26 protein-coding genes are annotated in these 26,348 nt (G+C 45.6%); 4 read left to right on the top strand and 22 right to left on the bottom strand.

The genetic code is table 11. The features are described from left to right. Nucleotides 1–69: 69 nt before the first annotated feature. Both F0251_RS11105 and F0251_RS11100 read right to left on the bottom strand, forming a co-directional pair. Entirely contained in the window at nucleotides 70–693 is a 624-nt protein-coding gene (locus tag F0251_RS11105; protein WP_253821627.1) for a LysR family transcriptional regulator, read from the bottom strand. A gap of 10 nt (nucleotides 694–703) precedes the next feature. Then, on the bottom strand, nucleotides 704–1,633 hold the full coding sequence (locus tag F0251_RS11100; protein WP_171730993.1) for a LysR family transcriptional regulator: 930 nt from the start codon (nucleotides 1,631–1,633) through the stop codon (nucleotides 704–706). Between the two features lie 209 nt (nucleotides 1,634–1,842). Between F0251_RS11100 and F0251_RS11095 the strand changes: the two genes are divergently transcribed. Next, nucleotides 1,843–2,904, top strand: a complete 1,062-nt coding sequence (locus F0251_RS11095; RefSeq protein ID WP_171730992.1) for an alpha/beta hydrolase fold domain-containing protein — start codon at nucleotides 1,843–1,845, stop codon at nucleotides 2,902–2,904. Between the two features lie 605 nt (nucleotides 2,905–3,509). Here F0251_RS11095 and F0251_RS11090 read toward each other — a convergent pair. Next, the gene (locus tag F0251_RS11090) at nucleotides 3,510–5,138 is read right to left on the bottom strand and encodes an ABC transporter ATP-binding protein (RefSeq protein WP_061032966.1); all 1,629 of its coding nucleotides are present in this window, start codon (nucleotides 5,136–5,138) and stop codon (nucleotides 3,510–3,512) included. Between the two features lie 12 nt (nucleotides 5,139–5,150). After that, entirely contained in the window at nucleotides 5,151–5,645 is a 495-nt protein-coding gene (locus F0251_RS11085) for a hypothetical protein (RefSeq protein WP_008218112.1), read from the bottom strand. 241 nt (nucleotides 5,646–5,886) lie between these two features. On the opposite strand from F0251_RS11085, the gene F0251_RS11080 reads away from it, so the two are divergent. Next, a complete protein-coding gene (locus F0251_RS11080) occupies nucleotides 5,887–8,247 on the top strand; it encodes a Lon protease family protein (protein ID WP_008218113.1) in 2,361 nt (786 codons plus the stop codon). 102 nt (nucleotides 8,248–8,349) lie between these two features. Here the strand turns inward: F0251_RS11080 and F0251_RS11075 are convergent, their stop codons facing one another. After that, entirely contained in the window at nucleotides 8,350–9,096 is a 747-nt protein-coding gene (locus tag F0251_RS11075) for a flagellar brake protein (protein WP_061032969.1), read from the bottom strand. A gap of 271 nt (nucleotides 9,097–9,367) precedes the next feature. Here F0251_RS11075 and F0251_RS11070 point away from each other — a divergent pair, with 271 nt between their 5' ends. Both F0251_RS11070 and F0251_RS11065 read left to right on the top strand, forming a co-directional pair. Further along, a complete protein-coding gene (locus F0251_RS11070) occupies nucleotides 9,368–9,652 on the top strand; it encodes a GNAT family N-acetyltransferase (protein WP_171730991.1) in 285 nt (94 codons plus the stop codon). An 11-nt stretch (nucleotides 9,653–9,663) separates the two neighbouring features. Next, nucleotides 9,664–10,782 (top strand): phosphotransferase, encoded by a 1,119-nt coding sequence (locus tag F0251_RS11065; protein WP_171730990.1) that lies wholly within the window; start codon nucleotides 9,664–9,666, stop codon nucleotides 10,780–10,782. A 74-nt stretch (nucleotides 10,783–10,856) separates the two neighbouring features. Here the strand turns inward: F0251_RS11065 and dsbD are convergent, their stop codons facing one another. The 17 genes from dsbD to F0251_RS10980 all read right to left on the bottom strand — a co-directional run bounded on the left by dsbD (nucleotide 10,857) and on the right by F0251_RS10980 (nucleotide 26,285). Continuing rightward, a complete protein-coding gene (gene dsbD / locus F0251_RS11060; protein WP_171730989.1) occupies nucleotides 10,857–12,653 on the bottom strand; it encodes a protein-disulfide reductase DsbD in 1,797 nt (598 codons plus the stop codon). Beyond that, nucleotides 12,650–13,627: an FAD:protein FMN transferase gene (locus F0251_RS11055; protein WP_116871042.1), complete on the bottom strand. Its 978-nt coding sequence runs from the start codon at nucleotides 13,625–13,627 to the stop codon at nucleotides 12,650–12,652. The genes dsbD and F0251_RS11055 overlap by 4 nt, the downstream gene beginning before the upstream one ends. Next, complete coding sequence (locus F0251_RS11050) at nucleotides 13,617–14,843, bottom strand: DUF3570 domain-containing protein (RefSeq protein WP_171730988.1); 1,227 nt, start codon at nucleotides 14,841–14,843, stop codon at nucleotides 13,617–13,619. The genes F0251_RS11055 and F0251_RS11050 overlap by 11 nt, the downstream gene beginning before the upstream one ends. An 89-nt stretch (nucleotides 14,844–14,932) precedes the next feature. Continuing rightward, nucleotides 14,933–15,433: a DUF4266 domain-containing protein gene (locus F0251_RS11045; protein ID WP_171730997.1), complete on the bottom strand. Its 501-nt coding sequence runs from the start codon at nucleotides 15,431–15,433 to the stop codon at nucleotides 14,933–14,935. Continuing rightward, the gene (locus tag F0251_RS11040) at nucleotides 15,433–15,897 is read right to left on the bottom strand and encodes a TlpA disulfide reductase family protein (RefSeq protein WP_102424535.1); all 465 of its coding nucleotides are present in this window, start codon (nucleotides 15,895–15,897) and stop codon (nucleotides 15,433–15,435) included. Before F0251_RS11040 ends, F0251_RS11045 begins: the two co-directional genes overlap by 1 nt. Nucleotides 15,898–15,982: 85 nt before the next feature. After that, nucleotides 15,983–17,188, bottom strand: coding sequence for a VWA domain-containing protein (locus tag F0251_RS11035; protein WP_171730987.1), 1,206 nt, complete (start codon nucleotides 17,186–17,188; stop codon nucleotides 15,983–15,985). Next, nucleotides 17,181–17,741 carry a tight adherence pilus pseudopilin TadF gene (gene tadF, locus F0251_RS11030; protein WP_061032978.1) on the bottom strand — a complete coding sequence of 187 codons (561 nt, stop codon included), beginning with the start codon at nucleotides 17,739–17,741 and terminating at the stop codon, nucleotides 17,181–17,183. Before tadF ends, F0251_RS11035 begins: the two co-directional genes overlap by 8 nt. Beyond that, nucleotides 17,731–18,174: a TadE/TadG family type IV pilus assembly protein gene (locus tag F0251_RS11025; protein ID WP_171730986.1), complete on the bottom strand. Its 444-nt coding sequence runs from the start codon at nucleotides 18,172–18,174 to the stop codon at nucleotides 17,731–17,733. The genes tadF and F0251_RS11025 overlap by 11 nt, the downstream gene beginning before the upstream one ends. Beyond that, nucleotides 18,174–18,914 carry a lipopolysaccharide assembly protein LapB gene (locus F0251_RS11020; protein WP_061032980.1) on the bottom strand — a complete coding sequence of 247 codons (741 nt, stop codon included), beginning with the start codon at nucleotides 18,912–18,914 and terminating at the stop codon, nucleotides 18,174–18,176. Before F0251_RS11020 ends, F0251_RS11025 begins: the two co-directional genes overlap by 1 nt. Then, the gene (locus tag F0251_RS11015) at nucleotides 18,911–19,762 is read right to left on the bottom strand and encodes a type II secretion system F family protein (RefSeq protein ID WP_061032981.1); all 852 of its coding nucleotides are present in this window, start codon (nucleotides 19,760–19,762) and stop codon (nucleotides 18,911–18,913) included. The genes F0251_RS11020 and F0251_RS11015 overlap by 4 nt, the downstream gene beginning before the upstream one ends. Continuing rightward, the gene (locus F0251_RS11010) at nucleotides 19,759–20,673 is read right to left on the bottom strand and encodes a type II secretion system F family protein (protein ID WP_061032982.1); all 915 of its coding nucleotides are present in this window, start codon (nucleotides 20,671–20,673) and stop codon (nucleotides 19,759–19,761) included. Before F0251_RS11010 ends, F0251_RS11015 begins: the two co-directional genes overlap by 4 nt. Then, on the bottom strand, nucleotides 20,670–22,016 hold the full coding sequence (locus F0251_RS11005; RefSeq protein ID WP_171730985.1) for a CpaF family protein: 1,347 nt from the start codon (nucleotides 22,014–22,016) through the stop codon (nucleotides 20,670–20,672). Before F0251_RS11005 ends, F0251_RS11010 begins: the two co-directional genes overlap by 4 nt. Next, the gene (locus F0251_RS11000; RefSeq protein WP_060980962.1) at nucleotides 22,016–23,176 is read right to left on the bottom strand and encodes a P-loop NTPase; all 1,161 of its coding nucleotides are present in this window, start codon (nucleotides 23,174–23,176) and stop codon (nucleotides 22,016–22,018) included. Before F0251_RS11000 ends, F0251_RS11005 begins: the two co-directional genes overlap by 1 nt. Next, nucleotides 23,173–23,796: a CpaD family pilus assembly lipoprotein gene (locus F0251_RS10995; protein ID WP_060980963.1), complete on the bottom strand. Its 624-nt coding sequence runs from the start codon at nucleotides 23,794–23,796 to the stop codon at nucleotides 23,173–23,175. The genes F0251_RS11000 and F0251_RS10995 overlap by 4 nt, the downstream gene beginning before the upstream one ends. A 7-nt stretch (nucleotides 23,797–23,803) precedes the next feature. Beyond that, nucleotides 23,804–25,198: a type II and III secretion system protein family protein gene (locus tag F0251_RS10990; RefSeq protein WP_171730984.1), complete on the bottom strand. Its 1,395-nt coding sequence runs from the start codon at nucleotides 25,196–25,198 to the stop codon at nucleotides 23,804–23,806. After that, nucleotides 25,191–26,072 carry a Flp pilus assembly protein CpaB gene (cpaB, locus tag F0251_RS10985; RefSeq protein ID WP_060980965.1) on the bottom strand — a complete coding sequence of 294 codons (882 nt, stop codon included), beginning with the start codon at nucleotides 26,070–26,072 and terminating at the stop codon, nucleotides 25,191–25,193. The genes F0251_RS10990 and cpaB overlap by 8 nt, the downstream gene beginning before the upstream one ends. A 30-nt stretch (nucleotides 26,073–26,102) precedes the next feature. Next, the gene (locus F0251_RS10980; RefSeq protein ID WP_060980966.1) at nucleotides 26,103–26,285 is read right to left on the bottom strand and encodes a Flp family type IVb pilin; all 183 of its coding nucleotides are present in this window, start codon (nucleotides 26,283–26,285) and stop codon (nucleotides 26,103–26,105) included. Nucleotides 26,286–26,348 lie beyond the last annotated feature (63 nt).

Genomic DNA, 26,348 nt, shown 5'->3' with positions numbered 1-26,348 from the left:
AATTCAGGAGCATGTTTAATTCGTGTTTTCTTAGTTGTCATTGTTCACCTCGTTAGTGATTGTACTCACTTAACTCAGTGTCCAAAACTTCTGGTGCGGATCAGGCAGATGGTGAATTGATGCCCATTCTGAACTTTTGCTCAGCACCGGGTGGTTTTCTCTCGCTACTAGACAAAGCTCAACTTCTTCTAGAGTGTGGCTGTATATTTCCTGAGGTAGCGGGTAGCCTTCAAAGTGAATTAAGTAGTCAATGCTACCGTTAAGCACTTCTGCCAGTGAGTGTTCCTGCCAGTAAACCATGCTGAAGTTAGCATTTGGAAATTGACCACGTAACACGTTAAAAATACCTTCTCCGTGCAGCTCTAAAAAGAAAATATTCATGGCAATTTTAACGTCGCCATTAAACCCCACTGGATCAAAGTTCTGGTAAGACTCGACTACCTTGATTAACGGCCTTAACATCAAGTCGCTCGCTTCCGCCAACTTCTCAGCTAATTCGGAAGGCTCAACCCCATGTGCTTTACGAATAAACAGCTGTTCACCAAACACATCACGAAGCTTTGCTAGGCCACGACTCACACTGGTTTGTGAAATCCCTAGCTTGTCTGCTGCGGCGTGAGTATTACGTGTTTCCACCACAGTTTTAAGCAGTTTCAATAAGTTTAAGTCAAGCTCTTGCAGTTTGTTCTTCATACTAGTTTCACTATGCAGATAAAGTCTGATCAAAAAATGTTTGGACAGTTTGATGCAAATATTGGCTAAAAGGACTACCTCGGCGAGTTTGAAGGTAAGCGCCATTGATGTCGAGTACATTGTATTGATGAGATAACGGGGGGAGCGGGTAACAGGCAAGCTCTGGGGCAATTTGACGAACATAATCACTCGAGTAAATGATAGCATCACTGTTTTTAACCAGTTCTACGACCGTCCTAACACTGTGTGTGGTCAGCAAAAAGTTAGCTTGGTAACCTTGCTGCTCATATACTCGCTCCAATATTCCTCTTCTAGGATTAATGCCGTCAAGATAGAGTCGAACAATCGGTAGATTATGGATAGAACACCACTCACTTCCTTGAGAAAGAGAGGGGTGATCTTTTCTCGCTAAAATTACGTTTTCCATTGTTGCAAGGTTACGACAGTACATATCTTGGGGCATATCGTAGGATTCAAATTGAATCACATAGTCGATATTCCCTTGCAATACCTCATAGAGTGAGTCTTTTTGCCATTGAGATATGTTGAACGTTGCGTTAGGGAAAGCAGCATACAATGCAAGAATCAATCGTGGTCCAAAAAATTCTAGCAAGAAGGTATTGGCTAATATATTGACACTTCCTGAATATTGTTTGGGATCAAAGGCCGAATAATCTTCAATTACTCTTTCAACGGGATGCAGCATCTGAGTAGAAGCTTCAGCTAGCATGACTGCTAACTCAGATGGCTCCACTCCATGTGCTTTTCGGATAAATAGCTGTTCACCAAAGTTCTCTTTAAGCTTTGCCATTGCTCGGCTAACACTGGTTTGTGATATCCCTAGTTTTTCTGCAGCGGCATGTGAGTTCTGAGTTTCAACTACAGCACGTAAAATTCGAAGAAGATTTAGATCTAACTCTTTGATATTAATAGCACACATCCTTATGTTGTTACTGTCCTAAACATTAGCAGAGAAACACCAAAGCCAATTCGTTTCTTTACTAAAATGAGAGTTGCTACTCTCTTTCAATTAAGAGCTTATCTTTCAAAAATGAATTTCTCTAATTCATACAGTAGTTCAATTAATTTATTTATATTACGTTCATCGCAGCAAGGAGTGCTTTTATATCAAACTGTATAGGTGACAACATGAAATCACGAAATCTTATTCTTTCTTATATTGCAGCAAGCTTATTTAGTGCAGGTGTAATGGCGAACGCAGATAAAAATGCGCTAACTCTCTCTTCTCAACCAATACCTTTAACGACGGCTGTGAGCCCCGAGTTTTACGAGTTTTCGAAAAACTTTCCGGCAGCTAATGTTGAAGCATTGCAAGAAAACTTACCTAAAACTGAGTCTGAGTGGCGTTCTGTTGTTGAATCACGAGATAAAGCTGCCATAGAGCGAACTGAGTTTATTGCTCATACTTTAGAAGTCACCATAGAGAAAGCTTCAATTGCAGGTGTTGACGTCTATTGGGTTACGCCAAAAACAGTAGCACCAAAGTTAAAAGATAAACTGTTTGTGGCAATACAAGGGGGGGCTTACATGCTCAATAGTGGTTTAGCTTCTGCAGCAGAGGCATCTATTATTGCAGCGAAAATGCAAATACCAGTGATTGCTATCGATTACACTAAATCGATCGACGCACCTGCTCCAGCTGCACGAAATGACATCATTACAGTCTGGAACGAGCTATTAAAAAGTCATTCCGCTGAATCAATTGTTATGGGAGGCTCGTCTGCTGGCGGCTCACTAACTCTCGCAGTAACTCAAGAGCTGAATAAGCAAGCATTGCCGATACCAAGCGCACTATATGTCGGAACACCAAGTGTTGATATGACAATGGCAGGAGACACCCGCTATATTAACGAAGGACTCGATCATATCCTAGGAGCTTGGCGCGGAATGGCCTCGGCTATGGTTGACGTATATGTTGGGGACATAGAGCCGAGCGATCCGGTTGTATCTGTAATCAACGGTAGCTTTAACAACTTTCCGCCAACATATCTAATTACTGGTACTCGCGATTTGTTATTGAGTGATACTGTTCGAGTACATCGTGAACTTAGAAGAGTGGGTGTACCGGCAGAGCTAAATGTCTACGAAGGTCAGTCACATGGAGATTACGCCGCCGCTTTTGGTACGCCTGAATCAAATGAACATTATCAGGCATTGAGTGAGTTTCTTTATGGATATCTGGTGAAGTAACTTTAAGTTAAATATAACTAATATTCACTCCTTCTAATATAATCATGCCACCTATGTGGCATGATATCCGTTGTGAAGAGCTGGCATATTGGATAACGGGGGAGATATGAAGGCCGCAATATTACGTAACCAGAGGGAACGAATTAAAAGCAACACCTCGTGCTTCTCTCGAGTGGTATCGTGGGTGGCGATAATTATTAACTCATCACAACCTTCACACATCAGGTTGTCTAATCAGTATTCCAGATATTGAAAGGAAACGAAGGATTACACCCGCCCCCCCATTCCATACTTTACCCATTCGAGCATTACAAATTAGAGTAAAATTACTAACAAACTTCTGTCCAAAAACGAGTTGAGCGAAGCCGCTCGGCGACTGTGACCCGACTACTAGCTAACCCTGTTTAAAGTCCGTCAATTTTAGCAAACCTTCATAATCACTGAGTTGATTTTTCATATACGACAGAAACGAAAAATGTCGCATCCATGCGACATTTCTCTTTTGGCGGCCAAACCAGTTTTGCTATATCCATTCTAAAACGAAACTCATTAGGAATTTATTCAGAATGTACCTTTAAGACGCTGTTAATCTTGATTAGTTCCCTTTAAGCTGCATTTTTTTCCGAATTATTTTCTAAGTCGAATGACGCTGCGATGAGTTTCTTGGTGTAGTCGTTTTTCGGCGCATTAAAAATCTCTTCTGCAGACCCTTCTTCCATCACTTCACCTTTTTGCATCACAAGTACACGATCTGAAAGTGCCTTCACGACCGAAAGGTCATGGCTGATGAATAGGAAGCCGATATTGTGCTTAGTTTGGATGTCTTTGAGCAGGTCAATCACGGTTAGCTGCACTGAGCGATCGAGAGCTGAAGTTGGTTCATCCAATAGTATGAAAGAGGGCTCAAGAATCAACGCACGAGCAATCGCGATACGCTGTCTTTGTCCGCCAGAGAACTCATGCGGGTAGCGGTTGATTGAGTTTGGCTCCAGACGAACCTCAATCAGTGCTTTACGAGCTCTTTCTAAACGTTCTTGTTTTGACAAGTGAGGTTGATGCACCGTTAAGCCTTCGGTGATGATCTCCCCAACCGTCATACGTGGCGATAAAGAACCATAAGGGTCTTGGAATACCATTTGAACATCTTTTTTCAGGTTATGACGCTGCTTGTCGTTGAGCAAGCTGACGTCTTGTCCTTTATAAACAATACGACCTGAGCTTGGCAATAAGCCGATTAACGCACGTCCAAGGGTTGATTTACCAGAACCAGACTCGCCCACAATGCCGAGGGTTTCACCTTGTTTTAGGTTCAAAGAGATGCCTTTCACCGCTTCAAAGTATTGATTTTTTGACTTGATGAAGTGCGGTTTCACCAAGAACTTAACGCGAATATCTTCAGCAGACAGAAGCTCTGGCGCTGCGGCGCTTACCGGATCTTTCGCCCCTTTAGGTATCGAGTTAATGAGCATTCGTGTGTAGTCATGTTTAGGACTATCGAACAGAGATTGAGTCATCCCTTCTTCTACGAGTTCACCTTTACACATCACTAGCACGCGATCGGCGAAGTGTTTCACCACACCTAAGTCATGGGTGATGAACAAAATTGCCATTCCCATCTTGCCTTGGATCTCTTTGATAAGAGAAAGCACTTCAGCCTGAACCGTTACATCGAGTGCTGTTGTCGGTTCATCCGCAATCAGGATATCCGGTTCATTAATCAGCGCCATTGCGATCATGATGCGTTGCAGCTGACCACCCGAAAATTCGTGAGGGTACTTGGTGTATGACTTTTCTGGCATTGGCAAGTGCACAAGATTAAACAGCTCAATAACTCGCTGTTTGGCTTGAGACTTTGACACTTTACGGTGGCACATAATGGCTTCTGCCACTTGAATGCCGACGCGCAGGTATGGGTTCAAAGATGTCATCGGCTCTTGAAAGATCATGCCGATTCTGTCGCCACGAATCGACTGCATTTCACGCTCTGATTTTTCGAGAACAGACTCGCCTTCAAACTCAATTTGAGACTGCGGATCAATAATGGCGTTGTCTGGAAGTAGACGCATCAGTGCGTTAGAAGAGACAGATTTACCAGAACCTGATTCACCAACAATGGCCAAGGTTTCGCTGGATTTAAGGGTAAAGTTAACCTTTTTCACCGCATCAACGATTCCATCGTTGGTTTTGAAGCTAACGGAGAGGTTATTGACTTTAAGAAGAGCCCGGTCCGACATGATATATCCTTATCAATTTAAGACGTTTGGTGAAGATTGAACTTCTGACGTTGTTTTAAGTTGCCCAAAATGGTGATGAGCACGTTGAATTTGTTCTAGTTCGAGCATCCAATGCGAACTGCGTTGCGCGCTACAAAATGCGATTAAGTGGTTAAGTAGATCTTCACTCTGCTTTTCCAGTAACCCGTGGGTGCGTTGAATCAGCTCTGTGCTCTCAAGAGAGATAAATTGCATTAACGCATAAGACTGATTCAATGTATCAAAGGCTTGTTGGTGTTGCCCTAAACGGTTGAGAATCTCAGATTGAGCCACGCTTGCATCTCTGAGTCCCGCAAGTAGACAGGCAAATTGGCAAGGCTTGATATCGCTTTGGTATGCCGCATCTTGAATGTGGTGAGGAAGAGAATTGAGAACATCACCATAAAGGCGCTGTGCTTCTGGCCAGTGACCTTGCTCCATTAACTGTTCAGCTTTTAGGTAGTGCATCCAGCATCGTTCAATTTCCATATCCACATCCTCGATTTATAATATTTTAAAATGTTAATGATATTTATTATCAATTGCAAATTAAAATCATTCAGATGTTAGGTTTGGTGAATTAAATAGCTTGTTATTCGTAAAATTGCATTAAATTGTGTGTTATTTGTTCGGTTGAACAGCGATGTAGCGTAAGTCACTAAATTTATAGGCAATTACATCTACACTGAATTTATCTACACCCAAGAAATAAAGGACTAAGGAGGCGGCGATGGCGATTCAAAGACTTAATACAGAACAACTGTATCAGGTAGCAGAACTCGAAAAGCTACCATGCAAGTCGACCAAAGAACTGGCTCCAATTGACGAAATCGTCGGGCAAGAACGTGCGCAAAAAGCCGTTGAGTTCGCGATGTCAATTAAGGAAAAGGGTTACAACATTTATGCGATAGGACGCAATGGTCTGGGCAAGCGCACCATGATCTTGCGTTATCTCAACCGACACACTCATGAAGTTGAGGAGCTTTTTGACTGGTGTTACATCGCGAATTTCGAAGATATTCGCACACCTAAGGTATTGAAACTTCCGCGTGGCGTGGGCAGTAGTTTAAAGCAAGATATTGAAAAGCTGATGCGCAAACTCATCAAAGCGATGCCACTCGCGTTCGACAATGAGATGTACTTCAGCCGTGCTGATCGATTAAAGAATCAGCTAGCAGCCAAGCAACAAGCAGCGTTAGAAGCGATCAGCCAAGAAGCAAAAAAGAACGGCGTGAACCTGACGATCACCACTCAAGGTGATTACCAATTTGTGGCGATGAACGGCGACGAGCTTCATACCGAAGAGAGCTTTGACCTGCTGTCACCTGAAGAGCAAGATCAGTTTGATAAAACCATCGATGCGCTGGAAGTTGGACTGCGAACCATTTCTCGTGAACTGACGGAGCTTGAAGAGACGTATACTGAAAAGATTCAAAAGCTTAATGATGATACGGCGCGAGATGTGATAACGCACTTCATCAAGCAATTGAAGAAGGATTACAGCCAATACCCAGACATTAAAAAGTATCTAACTGCACTGCGTAAAGACATTGTCGATAACGCTGATATTTTCTTAGAAGAGAGCACTGAGCAGGCCGAAGTTGCGACGGCTTCTTTGGATAAGAAAATGCCGCGTCGTTACAAAGTGAACGTGATTGTGAGCCAGAAGGAAGACACTCTACCGATTGTGGTCGAGGAGAATCCGAACTATCACTCTCTGTTTGGTTATGTAGAAACGGCAACCTTTAAAGGCACTGTATTTACTGATTTCTCATTGATTCGTGCAGGTAGCTTACATCGAGCGAACGGTGGCGTGCTGTTGATGGACGCGGTAAAAGTGCTAGAGCAACCTTACGTATGGGAAGGCCTGAAGCGTGCGCTGCGTTCTCGTCAGTTAAGCTTCACTTCATTAGAGAAAGAGGTGACGTTAACGGGAGCGGTGTCGCTCGACCCAGAACCTATTCCTCTGGACGTTAAGATCATCTTGTTTGGTGATTACCGCACATACCAACTGCTGCAGCATTATGATGCAGAGTTTGGTGAGCTGTTCCGTGTGACGGCCGACTTTGAAGATGAGATGAAGCGTACTGCTGATTCTGAAATGCATTATGCGCGCTTCATTTCGAGCATCGTCCATGACAACAATATGCTCCACTGTGACCGCAAGGCGATTGCTCGCATCATTGAACACAGTTCTCGTCAGGCGGGTGACCAAGGTAAGTTGTCACTGCACTCAGCACACATTGCTAATCTGCTTCGTGAATCTAACTACGTGGCGAGAGGTTCGAAATCGAATCTGATTCGTGCATCGCACGTCGACCAAGCGTTATCTAACCAACAGATGCGTGTTGGACGACTGCAAGACAGCGTAATGGAAACCTTTACCAACGGCACAACTCTGATTCATGTCGATGGTGAAGCTGTAGGGCAGGTCAATGCGCTGTCGGTATTGAGCACAACGGATCACATGTTTGGTGCGCCAAACCGAATCACGGCAACCACCGCTTATGGTGACGGTGAAGTGATTGATATTGAAAGAAACGTAGACCTTGGCGGCAGCATTCACTCGAAAGGGGTGATGATCTTGTCGGCATATCTCTCTTCTGTGTTTGGTAAGACGGCTAAAGTCCCGCTTACTACTAACATCACTTTCGAGCAGTCTTATGGTGGCGTTGATGGCGATAGTGCGAGTATGGCGGAGTTCTGTGCCGTTGTATCTGCATTTTCTAAACAGCCAAACCGTCAAGACATTGCGATTACTGGCTCGATGAACCAGTTCGGTGAGTCTCAGCCAATTGGTGGTGTGAACGAGAAGATTGAAGGCTTCTTTGATGTATGTGAAATCAAAGGTCGTTCTAATGAGCAAGGGGTTATCATCCCGCGCTCTAATGTTCATAACCTGATGCTGCGTAGCGACATCGTGAAAGCAGTGGAAAAGGGCGAGTTCAATATCTGGGCGATTGATCATGTGACAGAGGCGATTGAGCTGTTCACGGGTAAAGCTGCTGGTGAACCGAGTGATGAGGGCAGTTACCCAATCGATACTATCTTTGGTATCGCTCAGGCTAAACTCAACGCACTGCGTAAATAGCTTAATGCTTTAAGTAGATTAGCTAAATAACCGTTAACCTTAAACGAAACAGCCATCGATATTATCGATGGCTGTTTTTTTGATTCTTACAATCTCTAGCGCTTAAGCGTTACGCAAACGAAGTTTGGTGCCGTCGAACTTCAGCTTACTGAGCAGGTTTTTGGCATTGGCCTTACCGATATCATCAAATTCGACACCATAACGCGCATAGTGCGTTGATCTTTGCAGATTACACACAATCCCTCGAAGTGGCGGAATCAGCGGACCATTGTAGTTCTCGGGCGTAATTTCGATAGAGACTCGGTCGGCAACTTGAATTGGACGAGAGGTTGGCGATGTGACAAAGCGACAGCCACTTTTCGAGAGGTCTCTGATCTCGCAGTTCATTCGTTGGTCATCAAAGATCACACGAGAACTGAGGTTCACTTCATAGCGTGTTTCTTTACGCAGCTGTGTCACTTGCATGGTACTTGGCGTGGAAAGCACGATGATAGGAAAGGGTTCGCCAATGGTGTGGTGAATCTGAGATCTAAAATGGATCAGAGCCCCTTCTCCTCGCAGAGAGTAGGCGCGTGCCGTCATCCAGAAGCCTTCCTGAAAGAAGAAGCGCAGGTCATCACTAGAGACTTCCGGTACCTCAATTAGGATACAGTTATCACTGTGAGTGCCGATAAATTTGGTGGTAGCGAGAAACTTGGTGCCAACAGGTGTCGATACATTTAATGTCAGCTCACTGCCATGCTCAATCATAGCCAGCGCATCGGTGCTATTAATAGTGGTGACGGTTCGATTTCGAGGGTCTTGCAGTGCCTGATTATGCTCCAAAGGCTTCTTCAGTGGTGCGTTCATTATAGGTTCTCCATGTGCCAACATGCGTCTGTTAGATATTGATAACTTGCTAACAAGGGGTTATTACGTGCTAGATTTAGTAGGTGTACTAACGCAATTTATAGAGTGCTTTTAATTGGCTCGAATTTTATTTATAACCACACGCTATAATAATATTTTCTTTGATTGTAAGTACTTAGTTTTTTTATATGCACTTGCGTTAGTCTATTACAAGGAATTCATACTTCAAACTTTAATTGTTTGTCGTATCCATTATTTGCAGGAGTTGAGAATGCAGTCAGTTAAATGGGATCAAGATGCGAACCAGATCACGGTTGAGTTAGAACCAGATCAGTTTGCGGTAGTTAAGTATAAAAAGGATGGCGATGTATTGCATATCACCTCAACTCGAATCCCTGATGAACTGCAAGGCAAGGGTTTTGGTAAGGTGATGATGGAGTCGGTACTCCCTGAAATTGAGCGTGCGGGTTACACAATTATCCCGGTATGCAGTTATGTTGTTCATTACATGAATAGACAGCCACAATGGTCACATCTTTTAGCTGATAAGGCGTAGCAACGAGTTATATGTCTCAATCAATACCTTCAAAACAGTCTGTCGAATCCGATGTTAATTCCAGTCAGCAATCTCCTGAGCTTTATCAAAAAATAGCCACGTCACTCGGTTGCCATCAAGGGTTCGATATTCACGTGATTCAGCGCTTGTGGGGCGGCTATGGCGAGTTAGTACGCTTAGTCTTCCCGGATAGTGGTGATGCTGGATTCAACAGCGTTATCGTTAAACATGTCGCGTTGCCCGATAAAACTGAACACCCGAAAGGATGGAACACTAAGCTGTCTCATCAGCGTAAAGTGCATTCCTATCAAGTAGAGACAGCGTGGTATCAATCGTTCACTCAACAATGGGATGAGCGCTGCCCCGTGCCTGTGGGTTTGCAATGCGAATTAGCTGACAACGAATGGCTTATCGTGATGCAAGACTTAGCCGATAGCGGTTTCCCATTAACCTCTCAGTTTGATGTACTGGCCGCTTCTGATGAATCAGCCTCAGGCGAGCAGCATCATGCTTATACCTTTGTTGAGGTTAAACAGCGAAATGCTTGCTTAAAATGGTTGGCTAACTTTCACGCAAAGCACATCAATGTCAGTCAAGCTCAGTTGGCATCCTTGTGGCAAGTAGGCACATACTGGCATTTAGACACACGGCCTGATGAGCTAAGTGCCTTGGCGGACTTACCTTTGAAACGACAAGCGCAACGTATCGATCGTTTATTGAAAGAGTGCCCGTATCCAACCTTAGTGCACGGCGATGCTAAGCTCGCGAACTTCTGTTTTGATCCTGAAAGTGAAAACGCGGCTGCAGTCGATTTTCAATACGTTGGTCATGGTTGTGCAATGAAAGACGTTGCCTTGTTCATGAGCAGCGCGATTAGGCCTCGAGATTGCCAAGAGTATGAAAATGAGGTGTTAGATACTTATTTTCAACACTTAAAAGAGGCGCTTGCACACTATCAGCCTCAGCTCTCATTTGAAGACGTCGAACGCGCATGGCGACCACTGTTTTATGTTGCGTGGGCTGATTTCCAACGTTTCGTAAAAGGCTGGAGTCCAGAGCATTGGAAGATTAACCCGTATACTGAGCAGCTGACCCAAGCGGTGGTTCAGCAGTTGGAAATGTCTAAGTAAGCCTCTTCAGTCAGCAAACCAAATTTAAAAACGCCCAATCATTGATTGGGCGTTTTTGATCATTGAACGACTCTCTAGTTTGTCAGGCTGCTGGGTTCCGCTGTACGGGCTGCTACAAGCTGATTAGCAAGTTTGAGCTTATTGTTAAAGCCAGCTTTGTCGATATCCCCCATGACTCGCGCTGGTTCTAACTCACCGTTAGCGGGTGAGTAAAAGAAAATAGCTGGTGGGCCAAACACATTCTTATTGTTGAGCCATGCCATTTGTTCTGGCGAGCTTTCTGTCACATCCAGTTTTATGGTCTGCCACTCTTTCAGTTTTTGGCTGATTTGTTGATCGTTAAACACGTTGGTCTCAATCACTTTACAAGAGACACACCAGTCTGCATAAAGGTCGACTAGCACCTTTTGTTCAGCATTGGCTGCAGCTTGTAATTGCTGCTCTAAGTGAGTGACTGAATCGGTTTTCTCAAAAGACGTGATGGCCATAGGTTGTGCGGACTCTCGGTTCGCAAGCGGGTTGAGAGGATCGGAATTTCCTAGGAAATAACCCACAAATAGAATCAAGCCATAGCTCAGTGGCAATAGTGCAGAAAACTTACGAGTGCGTGCCCAGCCTGGTTGTGCCGCTTCTAGCGCGCCGAAGTGTACACCCGTACCAATAGCAAGGAGCGCCCACAAAATCATAATGATTGATGGGTCAACGAAGCGGCTTAATAAGACGATAGCCACCGCGAGCAGCAGTACACCAAAGACTTGCTTAACCGATACCATCCACGCGCCACTTCTTAACAGTAAGCGTCCGCCGCTAGCACCGATCGCGATAAGAGGAACACCCATACCCAGAGCCATGACAAACAGGGTGGCACCACCAAACATCCAGTCTTGAGTGGTGGATACATAAAGCAATGCACCAGCTAGTGGTGCACTAACACAAGGTGAAACCACTAGTGCAGATATCGCGCCCATCGCGAATACGCTAGCAATTTTACCGCCGCCCAACTTGTCTGAGCCACTGTTGAGTTTCTGCTGCAGTGCGGCAGGGAGTTGAAGCTCATAGAAACCGAACATAGCTAACGCTAGTAAAACGAACACGGCGGCAAAAATGCTGAGCAACCAAGGTTGTTGCATAGCTGCTTGTAAATTGATGCCTTTTGCTAATGTGGTGACCAGAATTCCCGTCATGGCATAACTGGTCGCCATACCCAGAACGTACGAGCTAGAAAGCGCTGCACCTTTCTTGCCTGTCATCGCTTTTTCACCACCTATGATGCTGGCTAAGATAGGAATCATAGGCAGCACACACGGCGTTAGAGACAGGCCTAAGCCAAGCAAGAAGAACACAAGTAGTGCCTGTAATTTGCCTGCTTGAGAGAGAAACGACGACAAGTCATTGGTATCATCACTTATCTCACCTAGCGTTTGAACCAAAGAGTTTGATGGCTTCTCAGGAGCGACGTCTGCCAATGCCTTGAGCGTAGGTAAATCCAACACTAGCTTTTGTGGCAGGTAGCAAAGCCCTTTGTCTGCACAGCCCTGATAGCGGACGGTGAGCTTGCCACTTCCGGTGTAAGGCACGGTAACCGTAAGCGGTTCGTGAAACACCACTACATTGCCGAAGTTAGGGTCTTGTTTTTCTTCACCTGGCAGCGAGTATTGAGGATCTTGTGTCGATAATGAGGACTCTTCTTTAAACGAGAATCGTGATTGGTAAAGATAGTATCCCGGGTGTGTATCAAAGCGGATAACCGCGCCTTGGTCTATGGCTTCCCATGTAACCGGGAAGGCTTCTTCAACTGGAAGAAACTCGCTGTCTTGAGCATGCAAAAAGCTGCTAAACAATAGAATTAACGTGAGTAGGTAGTTTTTCATGAATGCAAAAACTCCGTGCTTTGGTGAATGTGTAATTGATCGTCGATGTAAATAACAGCACTCTCTTCCGGTACTGAAATGTTCGGGTTGAGCGTCAAGGAAGTGCTAAGTACACCCGCTTCCAAAGTGGAAGAAGCTATTGCCGTAACAGACAAAATCTTCTTTTCTACGTCTTGTTTCGACAAAATATGAGACGTGGTTTTATCGCCGAACTGCATCTGACGTTCACTGTGAGCAGATGTGGTCAGCGCCGCGTCGGTAATCGGAACGGCAAAAAATGGCGTCTTGTTGTCTCTTGGATCCAGAACTGCAATATTGAATGGTGAACCATCTGGCTTTGTTCCCAATGCATAGATATCGCCGCCAAAATTTGCCAACATTGAAGTTGCACCAAGTCGCTTGCCTATCTTTACTGCTTGATCGACCGCGTACTCTTTGATGACGCCACCAAAATCGAAGCGAGTGCGTGGATCAGGGATGTGTAGCCTTGTCCTTTGTAAGTCGACTTCACTTTGTAGATCGACAGTTCCTTCTCGAACCATTTTATCTTCTAGACCTATTGCCCCTTTTAGCTCCCAAGCCTGCTTACCCAGCGCGGAAGACAGGGCTTGAAAGGCATGGCTGTGTGACATCTTCGGCTTCTGTTGTAAAAGGTGTTTGATGCTGCCAACAGTGGTATCAAACGTGTCGAATGTCAGTTGGCTTAATCGGTCGAGATGCTCAAAAACTTCCGCAGACTCTGAATCGAGTTCGACTTCACTGGTTGTGCGCTGGTTAATATGTCGCGTTAGCCATGAATCATCGCTGTAGAAGTTATATTTGCCTTCTAAGCGATGTGTGTTCTGCTCTATCTCAGCAGCGATGCTTTTTGCGCACGCCTTTGGGAAGTGGGTCAAATCAAGCGATAAGATCTGTACTTCGCAAGGTACTGTCATGGCATGAAAGCGATGGATAAAGGGCAGCTTAGAATTCATAAGTTGCTCCAACCGCCCACCACTGCGCTTCAAATCCGTTGCTCTGTTCGTAGTAAGCCGCAAGCGCATTTAAACGCACGGTTTTATGGACCTTAACGCTTGCGCCAAGCTCATAAGCATTCGCAGTGAAGTTACCTAGGCGAAGGTCGGAAGTCGCGTAACCTGTCGAAGCAAAAGAAGGGTCAGCGCTGCTAGGGTCGCGATAGAAATCTGCTGCATCTTGCGTATACCAGAAATAACCGGGTGCTAAGGTTAGCCACTCACTGACACGCCAAGATAATTTGCCGCCTATTTGATGAGACATTACCCCCCAGTCATCCATGAACCATTTGTAACGTGGTCGGATTTTGATGCTATCGGACAGCGAGTAGAAGGCCTGAAGGTTAATACCGCCAGACAGTCGGGTATCTGGCCTAGAGTCTTGCCCCAAGAACACTTCGTCATCATCGATTTTGCCATCGTCGTTAATGTCGACTTCGCGAAGAACCGTCAAATAATGGTTGCTCAAGTAACCACTACGGTAGCCTGCGTAAGCGGTAAAAATGCTGTACAGATTTGGTGTAAAGGTTTGAGATAAACCTGCTTCTAAGCTGCCAGTGAAGATGTCTTCCCAGCTCTGGCTATTAGAAGAGCCAATAACGTATTTGCCAAATGCCTGAGTTTGGTCGAAAAGAGCAGAGCCCCCTAAGCTGTACGAACGGTTTTTAGCGCTATCAGCATAAATCAAGCCTTTACCATTGATACCAATGCTCTCGTAGTCTTCTTCTTGGGATACATTGCCACCAAAGGTCCATTCATTACGCAGTCTGTCACGGTAGGTGGCACTCAAGCTGAGTGCTTTTCTTGTGTCTTCTAGGCCGACTTTCTGGACCTCATAACTGTCTCGGTGAGGATCATAACCCGCACGGATGACCTCGTTAGTTTTGTCTTGAGCTTGCTGAGTTTTCAGGGCGCGATTTATTTTGTCGGCATCCGAAGCTGGAGGCGTCGTAGGGCCCCATGCTGGAGAAGCACCTGAAACACTGTCGTAGCTTATTTCTGCGTTTAGGGTCCAATCTAAGCCGATACTTTTTTCAATCGAAACCATGGTGTCCTTAGCTGAAACTCTGTCGTCATACTCTTCATAGTTCAGGTAATGCACAGAGACATGATCTTCAGCTAATGCCACATTAGCCACTGCCGCTGCACTGAGCAGCGTAATTGGTAGTTTTTTCATTTTGTTCTTATTTTGTTTTTGAAGTACTGAATATTTTTTTATTGATTGAGTGTTTTTTGTCGATTGAGTTTTTTGGGTCGATTTAATGGTTAGTTACAGCCGCAGCCGCCACCGCCAACACCGCTGCCACCCACAGAGCCTTGTTTGTAGGCAAAGACTTTTTCAGAGAACACATCGAATTCAGGCACAGGGCCGCCCGGTTTCATCTCTTTTTGAGCTAGCGTTCCTTTCTCCCAAGGTTTTACCGGCTCAATGCCAAGAAATTCATCGACAAACGCTAACGCTGAAGGCTTGTTAGTCTCTTCTGGCGCTTTCTCTTTGATAACCAGCTGCTTTGCCTTTGGCGTAACCATGTCGATGTTGCGTCTTGTTGCGCTCTTGGTAGTTTGGTTTGAGTGTGTGCCGCCACTGGAGTAAACCGTGCTCGAGATGATCTCTTCTTCTACGATGGGACCATCGCTATTAGTGCTGTTCTTACTGGTTTGCTGTTCAACGGGCTTTTTTCCTAAACCACTAAGGTCGAGTTCAAGAGCGGCGTTCGCGGTCATTGGAATAGCGAGCAATCCAACAAGGGTGGCTTTCATCAACATCACAGCTGCACTCCCATTTTCACTAGGTCATCAGTAATGACGTCGCCAATGTGGTTGATTGCGCCAAATCGAATCTTGATAACTTTGCCTTGGTAGATGTAATAAAGCGCAGGCATACCGATAGGCTTAAACTCAGCGATCAATGCTTGTTCTGGATCGTTCACTACTGGGAATTCCAATCCGAGCTGCTTTTGAAACTCAAGGCCAACTTCAACATCCTCATCGACATCAACACCTTTGAACGTCACGCCGGTGCCTTTAAGTTCTTTGTAGAGTTGGTTTACTTCTGGAAGCTCTTCTCGGCAAGAAACGCACCATTCAGCAAAGAAGTCGACAATGGTGAGCTCCTCGTTGTTGAGTTGCAGTTTCTTGATAATGTCTTGCGATAAAGCATCGCCTTCTTGATAAGCCATTGCAGGCAAAGAAAGGCACAGCGCCAATAACGCTAGGGCTCGTGTAAACATGTGTTTCTCCATATTGTTTTTAATTTATCTGTTTTAAATTCAATGCTTTAAGTTTGGTTTTTTTGAATCAAACGCTTTATTTGAATTATCGAGTGAGTCGGATGCTTGCCGAGTATTCAACCGCCAAAATGTCGGAGAAGTACTCGTTAAGTTGTGTCGTATTGGTGGCACTGAATACGCGTAAAGGATTTCCTGCACAGTTCTCGAATTGAGTAATTCGAGATGGGCTGACGCCATAGCCGATGAAATTCATTTCAATGCCGTATTGCTTGATAGCCGTAGTGCAAAAACCAGCGTTTACCAATTGATTGAACGCGTCTCCTTCGTCAGCGCCATCGGTGAATAACACCAGTTTTCTTCTAGTTTCGGGTACAGTGCTTACGTTTATTCCCCATGCTTGTTGCCAGCTTGGGATAAGCTGTCTCACTCCCCATACCAAACCTTGATAAGAGCGAGTACCGCCATTTGCAGTTAGGCTGTTTATCGAGTTTTGGACGCGGGAAAAGACGTTGGTCAAGGGCAACATTGGTGAGTCTTGATTGCAGTCGCTTAACCACTTACTTGGCGGTGTAAACTTCACAGGTCGCTCTGAATGCAGCGTCGCAAGGTTATCTACGGTCAGCGCCGCAGAGAAATCGCCATTACGATAGCTAAGTCCATCGATACAGTAGATTCCGGCCGCTTCTTTGGATAACCAAAGGGGGCGATGTGTTGCAACTCCAGAATCGAAAGGAACGATTGAAATACTTACTGAATCTAAATCGTTAGCGTTATTGCTCTGAGATTGAATCGTATTCAATGCCTTGGACAAAATAGATTTTAGTGACGACATGTTTGAGCCCATGGATCCAGATACGTCGAGCACTAGTACCAACTCTGTTGGAATCGCAGAGTGTTTGCTTTCAACCACCCCCTTAAAGCCTCCACCTGTTGCAGTCACTTTTTGGTCATCGCGTCTATAACTGAAATGAGGCAATAACGGTGTAACGGAGTAACCTAGGCTAATTCGACACTCTTGGTTTTTCGGTGTTAATCCACTTACACCTTTTAGTGTCGGGTCATAGTAATCTTGGTATGCGCGCATCATTCTCAGAGTCGCCTCATCAGCAAAAGCACAAGCTAATGCGGCAGAGTCAGCGGCTTGCGCGGCTCGATTAGAAACCATCACTTGCGCCGATATCATCAAAGTGCCGACGGCGATAAATAGTGCAGGGGTCAGCAGTGCCAAGAAGGAAAGGGTGATCGAACCTTTTTGCTGACGGGGCAGGCCGATAAACATTGAGTTAACCATAGTGCTTACCTACAACTACTGATGAGCTTTTTAAGCTTTTTGGAAGAGTGAGCCGTTCGTAGCTAAATGGTGTCTCCACGCATAAGGTCAGCTGAACCAAGGTGGACGGTCTTCCATCCAACGCAGGATCGCCGCTGCCCACAATGAGCATGTCCGTAAGCTGTTCAATCGATCGATCACTTTGGCAGTCGCTTCCCGCATACAGATGTTTGTATTCCCACGTTGAAGTAGCAATATCAAAGACACGACTTTCAAGTAAAAGTCCAATATCGCCACGGACAATGCTACTCGGCAGGTAATTTTCAGCGAGTACGATCAATGGACCTTTTAGAGTCTCGGGTAAACCATTCTTACCTTGCTCAGGTTTGAGTTGAGTTGAAGAAATCGCATTCACTAGGTTGTAGGTAACATTGTCTAACTGAGTCTGCAGGCTGAATAAGCGGTAGACAGCAACGAACCCCCACAGAATGATCATCATCGCGAGTACGACAAATGGGAATTCCACGGCTGCTGATCCCGCTTGTTTTTTGGTGTGTGTGTTATTAACCGTCATAACTCACCAATACCTTTCTTTCCAAGGTTGTCATTTGGCCGGTACGTTCTAAAAAACGAGTTGAAAGGCTAGGCAGTAGAGCGAATGAAAATGCGTAAGACACCGTGTATTCCCCCAATACTGCTTTGCTTATCGGTGCCGCTTTTCTGTTAACTAAGTCCGGTAGGTTTTCAACGTACAAAGGTTGAGACAACTTGATCTTGCTGCGTTCGATCAGTGGGAAACTGTCGATAGCGTCGATGAAAACTTGGTTTGATATGGGACCAAATGGTTGAGTTTTGACTTCTCGAGCACCTGCATGAACGGCGACATCGAAGATGATGTTGACTAGCAGCAAGCGGCAGATCTCAAAGAACCCAAGTATCAGCAATAGAAACGGTAGGGTGATCATTAGAAACTCAACGCTATTCGCACCTTTCTGACGAGAGAGCATTATTGTTCTCCTCGATCAGCGTGAGCGGCTAGGGCTTGGTAATACAAGCTATTGTTAGCGTATTCCGGTTGCGATAAGTGTTCACGAGCGATTGCTTTTGCAGACTCGCTGTCACCAGAAAGTGCGTAAGCCAAAGCAAGGTTAAGCTGGAGTTTTACGCTAGCTTCACCTCTGACAAAGATCGGGTGCAGAATACGAATCCCTTGATCTGGTTTACCATCGAGTATCCAAGCCATAGCGAGGTTGTTTCGGTATTCGTTGCTTGAAGGCATTAAGCTAAGCGCATTTGAGTAACACTCTCTGGCTTTGGAATACTGCTTATTGAGCGAGTAACTGACTCCTAAGCTATTTTGAGCAACGTCATCGGAAGCTTCTAGTCGAACAGACTCTTCAAGAGCCGAGGTCGCTTGTTCAAGCTCACCTAAAGCTAACCATGAACGGCCTAACTCACGGTAAATCGCATTGGATTGATTAAGCTCGATACCACGCTTTAAGTAATGCAGTGCTTCGTCATAACGACTGGCTTGATTAGCTGCGGAGCCCATCAACAGCAGTAACTGCGGGTCATTGGGCTTCGATACCAACATTTTTCGGTAGAGATCCATGGCGCTCTCTGGCTTACCATTCATTAACGCAACTTCTGCCACCTTCATGTTTTCGGCGGTATCTTTTTCAACGTGGTTGGTTGATTGACAGCCGAACAATATCAGCGACAAAAAGAATAACGGGATGGTTCTCATAAGCCCCCCAGAGTTTGTGTAAGAGACAACATGATTGGCACGACGATGATGCCCACCACAGGTAGCATGATGAAAACCACCAAAGGGAATGACATTTTGGCTGGTATTTTCCCCACCCACTCTTCCAGTTCTAAGAAGTGGTATTGACGGCTATCTGAAGCGATCAGTTTGAGGGCATCAGCGATAGGCGTACCGTATTGCAGCGCTTGGTTCATGGTAGTGACAACGTTGTTGATGTCAGACAGTTGGACACGTTTGTCTAAGTTGTTGAGTGCCGTTTGTGGTGAATCGAGAACAGAGATCTCAGTTGCGGTTAACAGCCATTCTCGTGACAAGGCAGGGGAGATCGAACGCATCTCTTCACCAACGCAGCGAAATACCGCTTCGAGTGTTAAGCCAGATGCAACACACACCACCATTAGGTCGACGGCATCGGGTATTACTCGGCTGATCTGCATTCGAACTTGGTTCACTCGCCATTCAAGAATGCGATCGAATAGAATGCCGACCACGATGCCGATAGCAATACACTCTGCCGCCGAATTCATCGTTAGCACTGGAATGCGAGTGGCGTACCAAGTAACAGCACCTACGGTCATGGTGATTAATCTAAGCCCTAAAAAGTACATCTCTGCATTTGGGTTAAGCCAACCAATCAGAACTAGCTTTTGACGTCGAGATTTCTCACCTTGGAAACGCCACTTACTCGACGTGTTTTTATACTTTGAGGAATAGCTTGATACGTGATTCAGTCGCTCAGCTACCACGTCTCGTTTGAACGAAGATAGGTGTGCGATCAGCGTGAGAAGCAGAGCGAATCCCAACAGCAACATGGCAACATACATCATGATGAGAACCTCTTATTGCGAGTCAGAGCATTCAAAATTAAGGTGCCGATACTGATGCTGATTAGTGCATAGGTCAGCACTCGTTGGCCCAGTTCAGTGTTAAACAGCTGCTTAATCATGTAGGGCTCAATTAAATAGATGCCACCTAGCAACCCTATGGGTAAGACAGAGAGAAATAACGCTGTGATACGAGGCTCTGAGGTTAAGCTCTTCACCTTCTTTCTCATCGCTCGGTTGTCATGCATGGTTCGGCTTAAGCTATGAAGAATGTCGCGCAGTTGACCACCATTCGATTGGTTAAGGATCAGTGCAACAGAGAAATAACGAAAGCTGCTGTAAGGAAGACGAATGCACGCATCATCGAGACTCTGGCGAAGACTAAGGCCAAGCGCGAGATTATCGCGAAGGTAAGAGAACTCGCGCCCTAACAAACCAGGTTGCGTTTGTGCCACTTGATCAATCGCTTGTGGGATAGATAACCCTGCTGAAACCGCTCTAGAAATCAATCCAAGGACGTTGATGATGTCTTTTTCAAACTCTTCTACTTGTCTCTTTCTGCGATAAAACACTATGGCACAGGTACATATGAGCCACAGCCCAACTGCTGCAATCAATCGAAGATGTACTGGAAGCTCTGGTACTAACAGGTAACCAGCAACTGGAAAGCCAACAATCATTGAGGCGATGAAATACTTATCCCAAACAGGCAGCAAGGCATTGATTCGCAGGAAGAACGCATGCAGTTTGTTGGTGCGCTGATGGCTCGACTTTTTGATAGAAACGTCTGCAGGGCTTGCTTTGTATGAACCAGATACCAAGGACAGTCGCTTATTAACAATGGCTTGTTTTGAGTTGAGCTTGATTAACCAAACCGTAGCCAGCAGCGCAGAAATAGTAAGAACAAGAATCATCCGGCTTCAAGCTCCATTGCCACCCTGAGTTGAGCGTCTAACTGGTGATATTTCGCTTTTTCGTTGAAGCTTGGTACGCACTTGGCACTCTTATATTCACCAATTAGGTTGCCTTGCTGGTCTTCCGATAGCGTTTTAAAGGCGAACAGTTCTTGAGTGACGTATTGCTCGCCCTCTAATCCTTGTACCTCGGTTATTGAAACAATGCGCCTTTTGCCATCACGCATTCGCTCTACTTGGATAACTACATCAATGGTGTCGGCGATTTGGCGACGTAGTGAAAATAGAGGCAGCGTCGCTTGGCTCATCATTAGCATGTTCTCCATTCGCACCAGTGCATCCGTTGCAGAGTTGGCGTGAAGTGTACACAGCGAACCATCGTGGCCAGTGTTCATTGCTTGCATCATCTCAAAGGCTTCATCGCCACGAACTTCGCCTAAAATGATGCGATCTGGTCGCATACGTAGGGCATTTCGTACTAACTCTCTTTGAGTAATCGGCGTTAAACCTTCTGCATTGGCTGGGCGAGTTTCTGCACGCACCACATGGGGTTGTTGAAGGCGCAGTTCAGCTGTGTCTTCAATGGTGATGATTCGCTCTTGAGGCGAGATGCTGAAAGACATCGCATTAAGCAGGGTGGTTTTACCTGCACCGGTACCACCCGCGACAAGAACATTGAGACGAGAGCGAACGATAATATCAATAAGCTTAATCATCGAATTCGACATCGCACCAAACTGTGCCAATTGGCTCAGTGTCAGCTTCTTTTCATTGAACTTACGGATAGAGATGTAAGTTCCATCAAGGGCGAGCGGCGGGATCATGACATTGACACGGCTGCCGTCGTCTAGTCTTGCATCAACTAATGGATTCGATTCATCGATTCGTCGACCTACTTTGCTCACGATGCGTCGCGCTAAGTTGAGAAGCTGCTCTTCATTACGAAATTGGACCGTGGTTTTTTGCAGTTTGCCTGAACGCTCGACGTAAACTTCACGGTAACCATTGACCATGATGTCAGTGACCGTTTGGTCTTCAATCAGAGGCTGAAGTGGCCCCAAACCTAAAAATTCATGTAATAGCTGCTCTACAGAATAAGTTACATCCTGATGGCCGAGTGGTAGCTGCTTAGAGACCACAATTTCCGATACCATTTCTGAAATTCGAGCTTCAAGATCGGACGCACTTAAACTCACAACCGCTGATGGATCGATTGCCTTGATGATCTCTTCATGAATCACATGATAATGGTCACGTAGCGAAGGAGCGGATGTTAACGTTTCATGCAACCGAGCTTGGCTGACTTCAATAGGATCAACCGTGTTTGATTTTTGACCAAACATTATGCACCTCGCTTCCAAAAACGGCGGCTGCTTTGCTGCGATTCACCTGTGATTAATTCAACTAAAGCGTTGAACGCCACTTTCACTTTTCTGTTGCCTTTGTGGGCAGGTTGACCAAGTGATGACTTGCTTAAAAAGTGGTTCGGGGAGAATGGAATGACAACGTCTACCGGTACACCTAACGACTTTTTCACATCGTTAACTGAAATCATTGAGCCTGAATCGGACTTGGTATGATTGAGCACAACAAGCGTTTGGGAGTTGGTTTGATTCTGAAGTCGTTTGATGATCTGGCCGGCATTGCGGATAGAGCCGAGTGTAGGCTCAACGACAATCACTCGGATATCGGCACTTTTCAGTGCGTCAAAGCCAACTTGATCACGCAAAGAGTAAGTTGGGATATCCACTAATAGGTAGTCTGAGTTTTGTAGGCAAAACTTAGTAAATTGGTCCAAAGCACTCTTTTGTGGCCAGAATGGTGTGGCATCTAAAGGTAGATAGCCAGTAAAGAGAGTGTGCTTTGCAGATACGCTGATCCCACTACGTTCGAATACTAACGGGTCTAGTCTCTCTGGGTATTGTAAAAGCTCGATCAATGCTGAGTTCCCTTCAACATTGAGTAGCAGATCCAAATCGCCCATTGAAAAGTCTAGGTCTAGACAAGCCACTTTCTTATCGAGCTCTGCGAGTTGTTGAGCAAGAGTTGCAGTAATGGTACTGCTGCCTGAACCGCCTTTCGCACTGACAACCGAGATGACTTTTTCATTTCGTTTTTCGCTGTTGTTTTGTAAAGCCGCGAAAGAAACGTGTTCCAGATCTTGTGGAGTCACAGGAGGCACTAGGTAATCACTCGCGCCTGATGCCAGCATGCCACGGTAGATGAAAATTTCATCTGAGTGGCCAATAGCGATAACTTGACAACCTGTACGCTTAATTAAGCGCTGTACTGCTTGTTTCGACTCAGCCAGCTCACAATTCAACACATCGAGAAATACTGTCTTAATACCATGCTTCAACACGTGTCGCACTACGTCGTCTTCTTGATTTGAAGAGACTGTGATGTTGTGGATACCAAAGTCATTCAGTGTGTGCGTAAGCGCTAGGGTATCGAGTTGCTCAGACGCTGCGATCAGTACCGTTAACTGGTGTACTTGATTCATAGCGAACCTCCTTGCGTGGTCGTCGAAGAACCATTATTTGGCTGTTGGTTTTGGGCTGGTGGAGCAAAGTAGTTATCGATACTAGAGACAGCTTTCTGCCCTTGAGCGCCACTGATCGGTTGACCGACGATAAGGTCTTTAGGGTTGGCGACCATTTGTGCAAGCGCGTTGGCATTTGCACACCCAAAATTGCGCTGAGTGCGGTAGGCGTTGAGCGTGGTTCTTGGCGTTTTACCCGCGTCACAGGCTGTGACTTTAGCGCGGTAAGATTCGACTAAAATAGTGATGTCGCCTTTACCTTCTGTTGCTTCGCCTGATACCCAAATTTGTGATGGATAGAGGCCTGATTCGATAAGGTGAAGCCTTACTTTCTCTAGCTGACGTTCACCTTTCTGAGTCGTTTTTTCGATTTTGACCATCAAGCCACTCGAGCTGCCTCGACGAGCGATAAAGTCAGAAATATCCGCCTTTTCCTGAGCCGACAGCGTTTTCCCGGCAAGCGTCAGAGAGAATTTGTTAGTCACAGACACCACATCGACCGATGGTTGCTGAGTGGTTGGCGTAGGTGCGCATCCCGCAAACACAAATAGGGCAGGGAGCAATAAGGATAATTTATTCATGATGTCCTCAGTAATAGAACCCGTTGTCACCCAGCAAGCGAGGCTTGTGGTTGTCGGTGTATGTGTCTTGGTCGTGTGTTCTTTTACGTTGAATTCTTGGCCACGCTAGAAGGCGTTCTACATCGCTTAGTGGAATGAGACCGTCGGTTGGTAGCTGCATTGAATCTGAACGAGTTGGTTGCACTAGGTAAGCCGTGACAATGATGATCAACTCTGTTTCTCGGCGAGTGAATTCAGTTGAGCGGAACAGACTTCCTAGTACAGGTATCTCCGCGATAAGCGGCACTTTTTGCAGTTGTTCAATGTCTTCTGACTTCAATAAGCCGCCCAAGGCAAAGCTCTGTCCACTGGCTAATTCGATGGTGGTCGCTGCACTACGGGTAGTAAAAGAGGGGAAGTTAGTTCCGTTTACCACTTGTTGGTTTTCGATAGAGACGTTACTGACCTCTGGGTTCACCTTTAGACTGATGCGATTTTGGCTGAGCACCGTTGGCGTAAAGTTGAGTTTTACCCCGAAGTCTTTGTACTCGATTTGAGTCGTATCAGCAGTGATCAAAGGCAATGGAACCTGACCACCCACCAGAAACTCAGCGTCTTCGCCGGACATCGCCGTCAAGTTAGGCTCAGCCAGTACAGACATCATGCCGTTTGTCGCTAATGCATCAATCAGTGCGGTAATGCTTGGTTTACCCCAGCTGCTGACATTCGGCAGTTTAGAGAATGAAAACTGTCCAACACCACCTGCGATAGAGCCCCACTTGATCCCCAATTTGTTCGAAACATTTCTCGATACTTCAGCGATTTTCACTCGAATGTTGACCTGGTTTGGCATGGTGACAACCAATTGATTGATCAGCTCATCTTCATTGGATTGCATTGGCTGATCTTTAGTGGTCGTATTGCTACTACCTGCACCGTTTTGAGTGTTTGAGCTTTCTTGTTGCTGGGTTTGGTCAAAAATAGGAGACAGGTAGCCTTTCGCTAAAGACACGATATTATGCGCCATCATAGGTGAAGGCACTTGCCCTTTTAGCCATAGCTTGCCACCCAGAGATTCCGCGTTTACGGACGCTTCTGGGAACTTGTTTTTGACCAGTTCATTGAACTCGCGGCTGTTGTGAGTCACGCGAATCTTATTGGTATAGATGACGCGTTCTTGCTCGTTCAAAACAGTGATAGTGGCAGTGCCAGCTCGCTTACCAAATACCATCACCTTGGTGTTGGTTAAGGTCTGGTAATCCGCAATATGGGTGCTAGAGATGAAAATCGACTTCGCTTTTTCTGGTAAGCGAATCATTTTTGCCTCATTGATTGTCACATCAAGCGCAGATGCTGCTGACGCAAAAGAGAGGCACAGGCTTGATAGCAGGAGAATCCCCCACCAACGACAGGTACTAGCCATTGTTATCAGCTCCGGTTTTATTGTTGATCGTTTTGTTGTCGGCTCTAAATTCCACCAAACCAACGTCAGGCAATACCTGAGTTGTGTCTGGTGAGATGGCTTTCAGCGTCGCTGAATTTGCGTGCTGAGTTTGATTTGGGTCTTCGTTTTGTCCGCGTAAGACAAGCGTTAACTTGCCCAATTGCTTAGCCAAAACAACTTGGTTTGCTTGCTCGGGTGTTACCTCTAAAGAGACACTGCTGTCGTCAGGGATACCGTTTTCATAATGATTAGATTCGCGGGCCTTTTGATAAGATTCAGCCGTTTGCTTGTCATTAAATGCCAAGACTCTCACATCATGAGCGATCGTTGTGACATACAAACCCTGCGATGAATTGCCATAACGAAGCAGCTCACCATCTTGTGAACCGAGCAGGAGAATATCTACGCGGTCGCCCGGCTCAATAAAGCCCGAATTTGATGTCACCTGATCAACAGGCACTGAGATAGCGCGATAACCTGGTTGTAGCTTTAATGAAAGCGAGTAGCCGCCTTCTGGCTCGGTAATATCCGCTTTCGACAATATCGAGTCTTTGACAAGCTTGGTACGCGCAAGCCCCGACATAGAGTGATCAGCAGAAATATCTTCTGGTGTCACATGGTCGATGTAGTTTTCCAACTCTTGTTGTGGAACCTCTTTCCATCGGAACGAGTTTGGTGTGTAGGCTTGACCTATCTCTATCGTGCGAGTTGGAACCAACACTTTGACCGTTTGCTTAACGGCTTGTTTAGAAGAAGTGGTCGCAGACTCGCTATTGGTTTGGCTCAACAGTAAAACGGATATTCCGAGCACCGAGCAAAATAACGACAGCAACATGAGTCGCTTGGCAGTCATAACTATTCCTTTAATTTGCAATAAACGGGCTTACTCTGAGGCTTGTTGTGCGTCTTTTAGTTTTTCGACTACAGTACCGTAGGCGTCACTGATAGCTTCTGTTAGCTCACCGTTCTCACCGCCAACAAAATTGAGTAGTACAACTGCCATTGCTGCTGCGAGAATGGCGTATTCGATTGCGGCTGCACCGCGTTGCTTTTTCTTGTTCAACATTTCTGATTTCCTAGATGAAAACAGCCCCAGCAGAGGCTGTTGTAGTAATTAATAAGAGATTTT

Source organism: Vibrio sp. 070316B, assembly GCF_013114115.1.
In the GTDB taxonomy this organism is placed as follows: Bacteria; Pseudomonadota; Gammaproteobacteria; order Enterobacterales; family Vibrionaceae; genus Vibrio; species Vibrio chagasii_B.
The sequence above is the reverse complement of the archived record's forward strand: the minus strand, read 5'-3'. Positions and strand labels throughout refer to the sequence as shown.

What these genes read in the sequence shown, in the direction of transcription:
- F0251_RS10980 (WP_060980966.1), bottom strand. Translation starts at nt 26,285, where the DNA reads ATGTTGAACAAGAAAAAGCAACGCGGTGCAGCCGCAATCGAATACGCC.
- F0251_RS10995 (WP_060980963.1), bottom strand. Translation starts at nt 23,796, where the DNA reads ATGAATAAATTATCCTTATTGCTCCCTGCCCTATTTGTGTTTGCGGGA.
- F0251_RS11000 (WP_060980962.1), bottom strand. Translation starts at nt 23,176, where the DNA reads ATGAATCAAGTACACCAGTTAACGGTACTGATCGCAGCGTCTGAGCAA.
- F0251_RS11005 (WP_171730985.1), bottom strand. Translation starts at nt 22,016, where the DNA reads ATGTTTGGTCAAAAATCAAACACGGTTGATCCTATTGAAGTCAGCCAA.
- F0251_RS11015 (WP_061032981.1), bottom strand. Translation starts at nt 19,762, where the DNA reads ATGATGTATGTTGCCATGTTGCTGTTGGGATTCGCTCTGCTTCTCACG.
- F0251_RS11100 (WP_171730993.1), bottom strand. Translation starts at nt 1,633, where the DNA reads ATGTGTGCTATTAATATCAAAGAGTTAGATCTAAATCTTCTTCGAATT.
- F0251_RS10990 (WP_171730984.1), bottom strand. Translation starts at nt 25,198, where the DNA reads ATGGCTAGTACCTGTCGTTGGTGGGGGATTCTCCTGCTATCAAGCCTG.
- F0251_RS11010 (WP_061032982.1), bottom strand. Translation starts at nt 20,673, where the DNA reads ATGATTCTTGTTCTTACTATTTCTGCGCTGCTGGCTACGGTTTGGTTA.
- tadF (WP_061032978.1), bottom strand. Translation starts at nt 17,741, where the DNA reads ATGACGGTTAATAACACACACACCAAAAAACAAGCGGGATCAGCAGCC.
- F0251_RS11055 (WP_116871042.1), bottom strand. Translation starts at nt 13,627, where the DNA reads ATGAATTCTAAGCTGCCCTTTATCCATCGCTTTCATGCCATGACAGTA.
- F0251_RS11045 (WP_171730997.1), bottom strand. Translation starts at nt 15,433, where the DNA reads ATGTTGATGAAAGCCACCCTTGTTGGATTGCTCGCTATTCCAATGACC.
- F0251_RS11065 (WP_171730990.1), top strand. Translation starts at nt 9,664, where the DNA reads ATGTCTCAATCAATACCTTCAAAACAGTCTGTCGAATCCGATGTTAAT.
- F0251_RS11020 (WP_061032980.1), bottom strand. Translation starts at nt 18,914, where the DNA reads ATGAGAACCATCCCGTTATTCTTTTTGTCGCTGATATTGTTCGGCTGT.
- F0251_RS11105 (WP_253821627.1), bottom strand. Translation starts at nt 693, where the DNA reads ATGAAGAACAAACTGCAAGAGCTTGACTTAAACTTATTGAAACTGCTT.
- F0251_RS11070 (WP_171730991.1), top strand. Translation starts at nt 9,368, where the DNA reads ATGCAGTCAGTTAAATGGGATCAAGATGCGAACCAGATCACGGTTGAG.
- F0251_RS11090 (WP_061032966.1), bottom strand. Translation starts at nt 5,138, where the DNA reads ATGTCGGACCGGGCTCTTCTTAAAGTCAATAACCTCTCCGTTAGCTTC.
- F0251_RS11035 (WP_171730987.1), bottom strand. Translation starts at nt 17,188, where the DNA reads ATGGTTAACTCAATGTTTATCGGCCTGCCCCGTCAGCAAAAAGGTTCG.
- F0251_RS11080 (WP_008218113.1), top strand. Translation starts at nt 5,887, where the DNA reads ATGGCGATTCAAAGACTTAATACAGAACAACTGTATCAGGTAGCAGAA.
- F0251_RS11040 (WP_102424535.1), bottom strand. Translation starts at nt 15,897, where the DNA reads ATGTTTACACGAGCCCTAGCGTTATTGGCGCTGTGCCTTTCTTTGCCT.
- cpaB (WP_060980965.1), bottom strand. Translation starts at nt 26,072, where the DNA reads ATGACTGCCAAGCGACTCATGTTGCTGTCGTTATTTTGCTCGGTGCTC.
- dsbD (WP_171730989.1), bottom strand. Translation starts at nt 12,653, where the DNA reads ATGAAAAACTACCTACTCACGTTAATTCTATTGTTTAGCAGCTTTTTG.
- F0251_RS11025 (WP_171730986.1), bottom strand. Translation starts at nt 18,174, where the DNA reads ATGCTCTCTCGTCAGAAAGGTGCGAATAGCGTTGAGTTTCTAATGATC.
- F0251_RS11095 (WP_171730992.1), top strand. Translation starts at nt 1,843, where the DNA reads ATGAAATCACGAAATCTTATTCTTTCTTATATTGCAGCAAGCTTATTT.
- F0251_RS11075 (WP_061032969.1), bottom strand. Translation starts at nt 9,096, where the DNA reads ATGAACGCACCACTGAAGAAGCCTTTGGAGCATAATCAGGCACTGCAA.
- F0251_RS11050 (WP_171730988.1), bottom strand. Translation starts at nt 14,843, where the DNA reads ATGAAAAAACTACCAATTACGCTGCTCAGTGCAGCGGCAGTGGCTAAT.
- F0251_RS11085 (WP_008218112.1), bottom strand. Translation starts at nt 5,645, where the DNA reads ATGGAAATTGAACGATGCTGGATGCACTACCTAAAAGCTGAACAGTTA.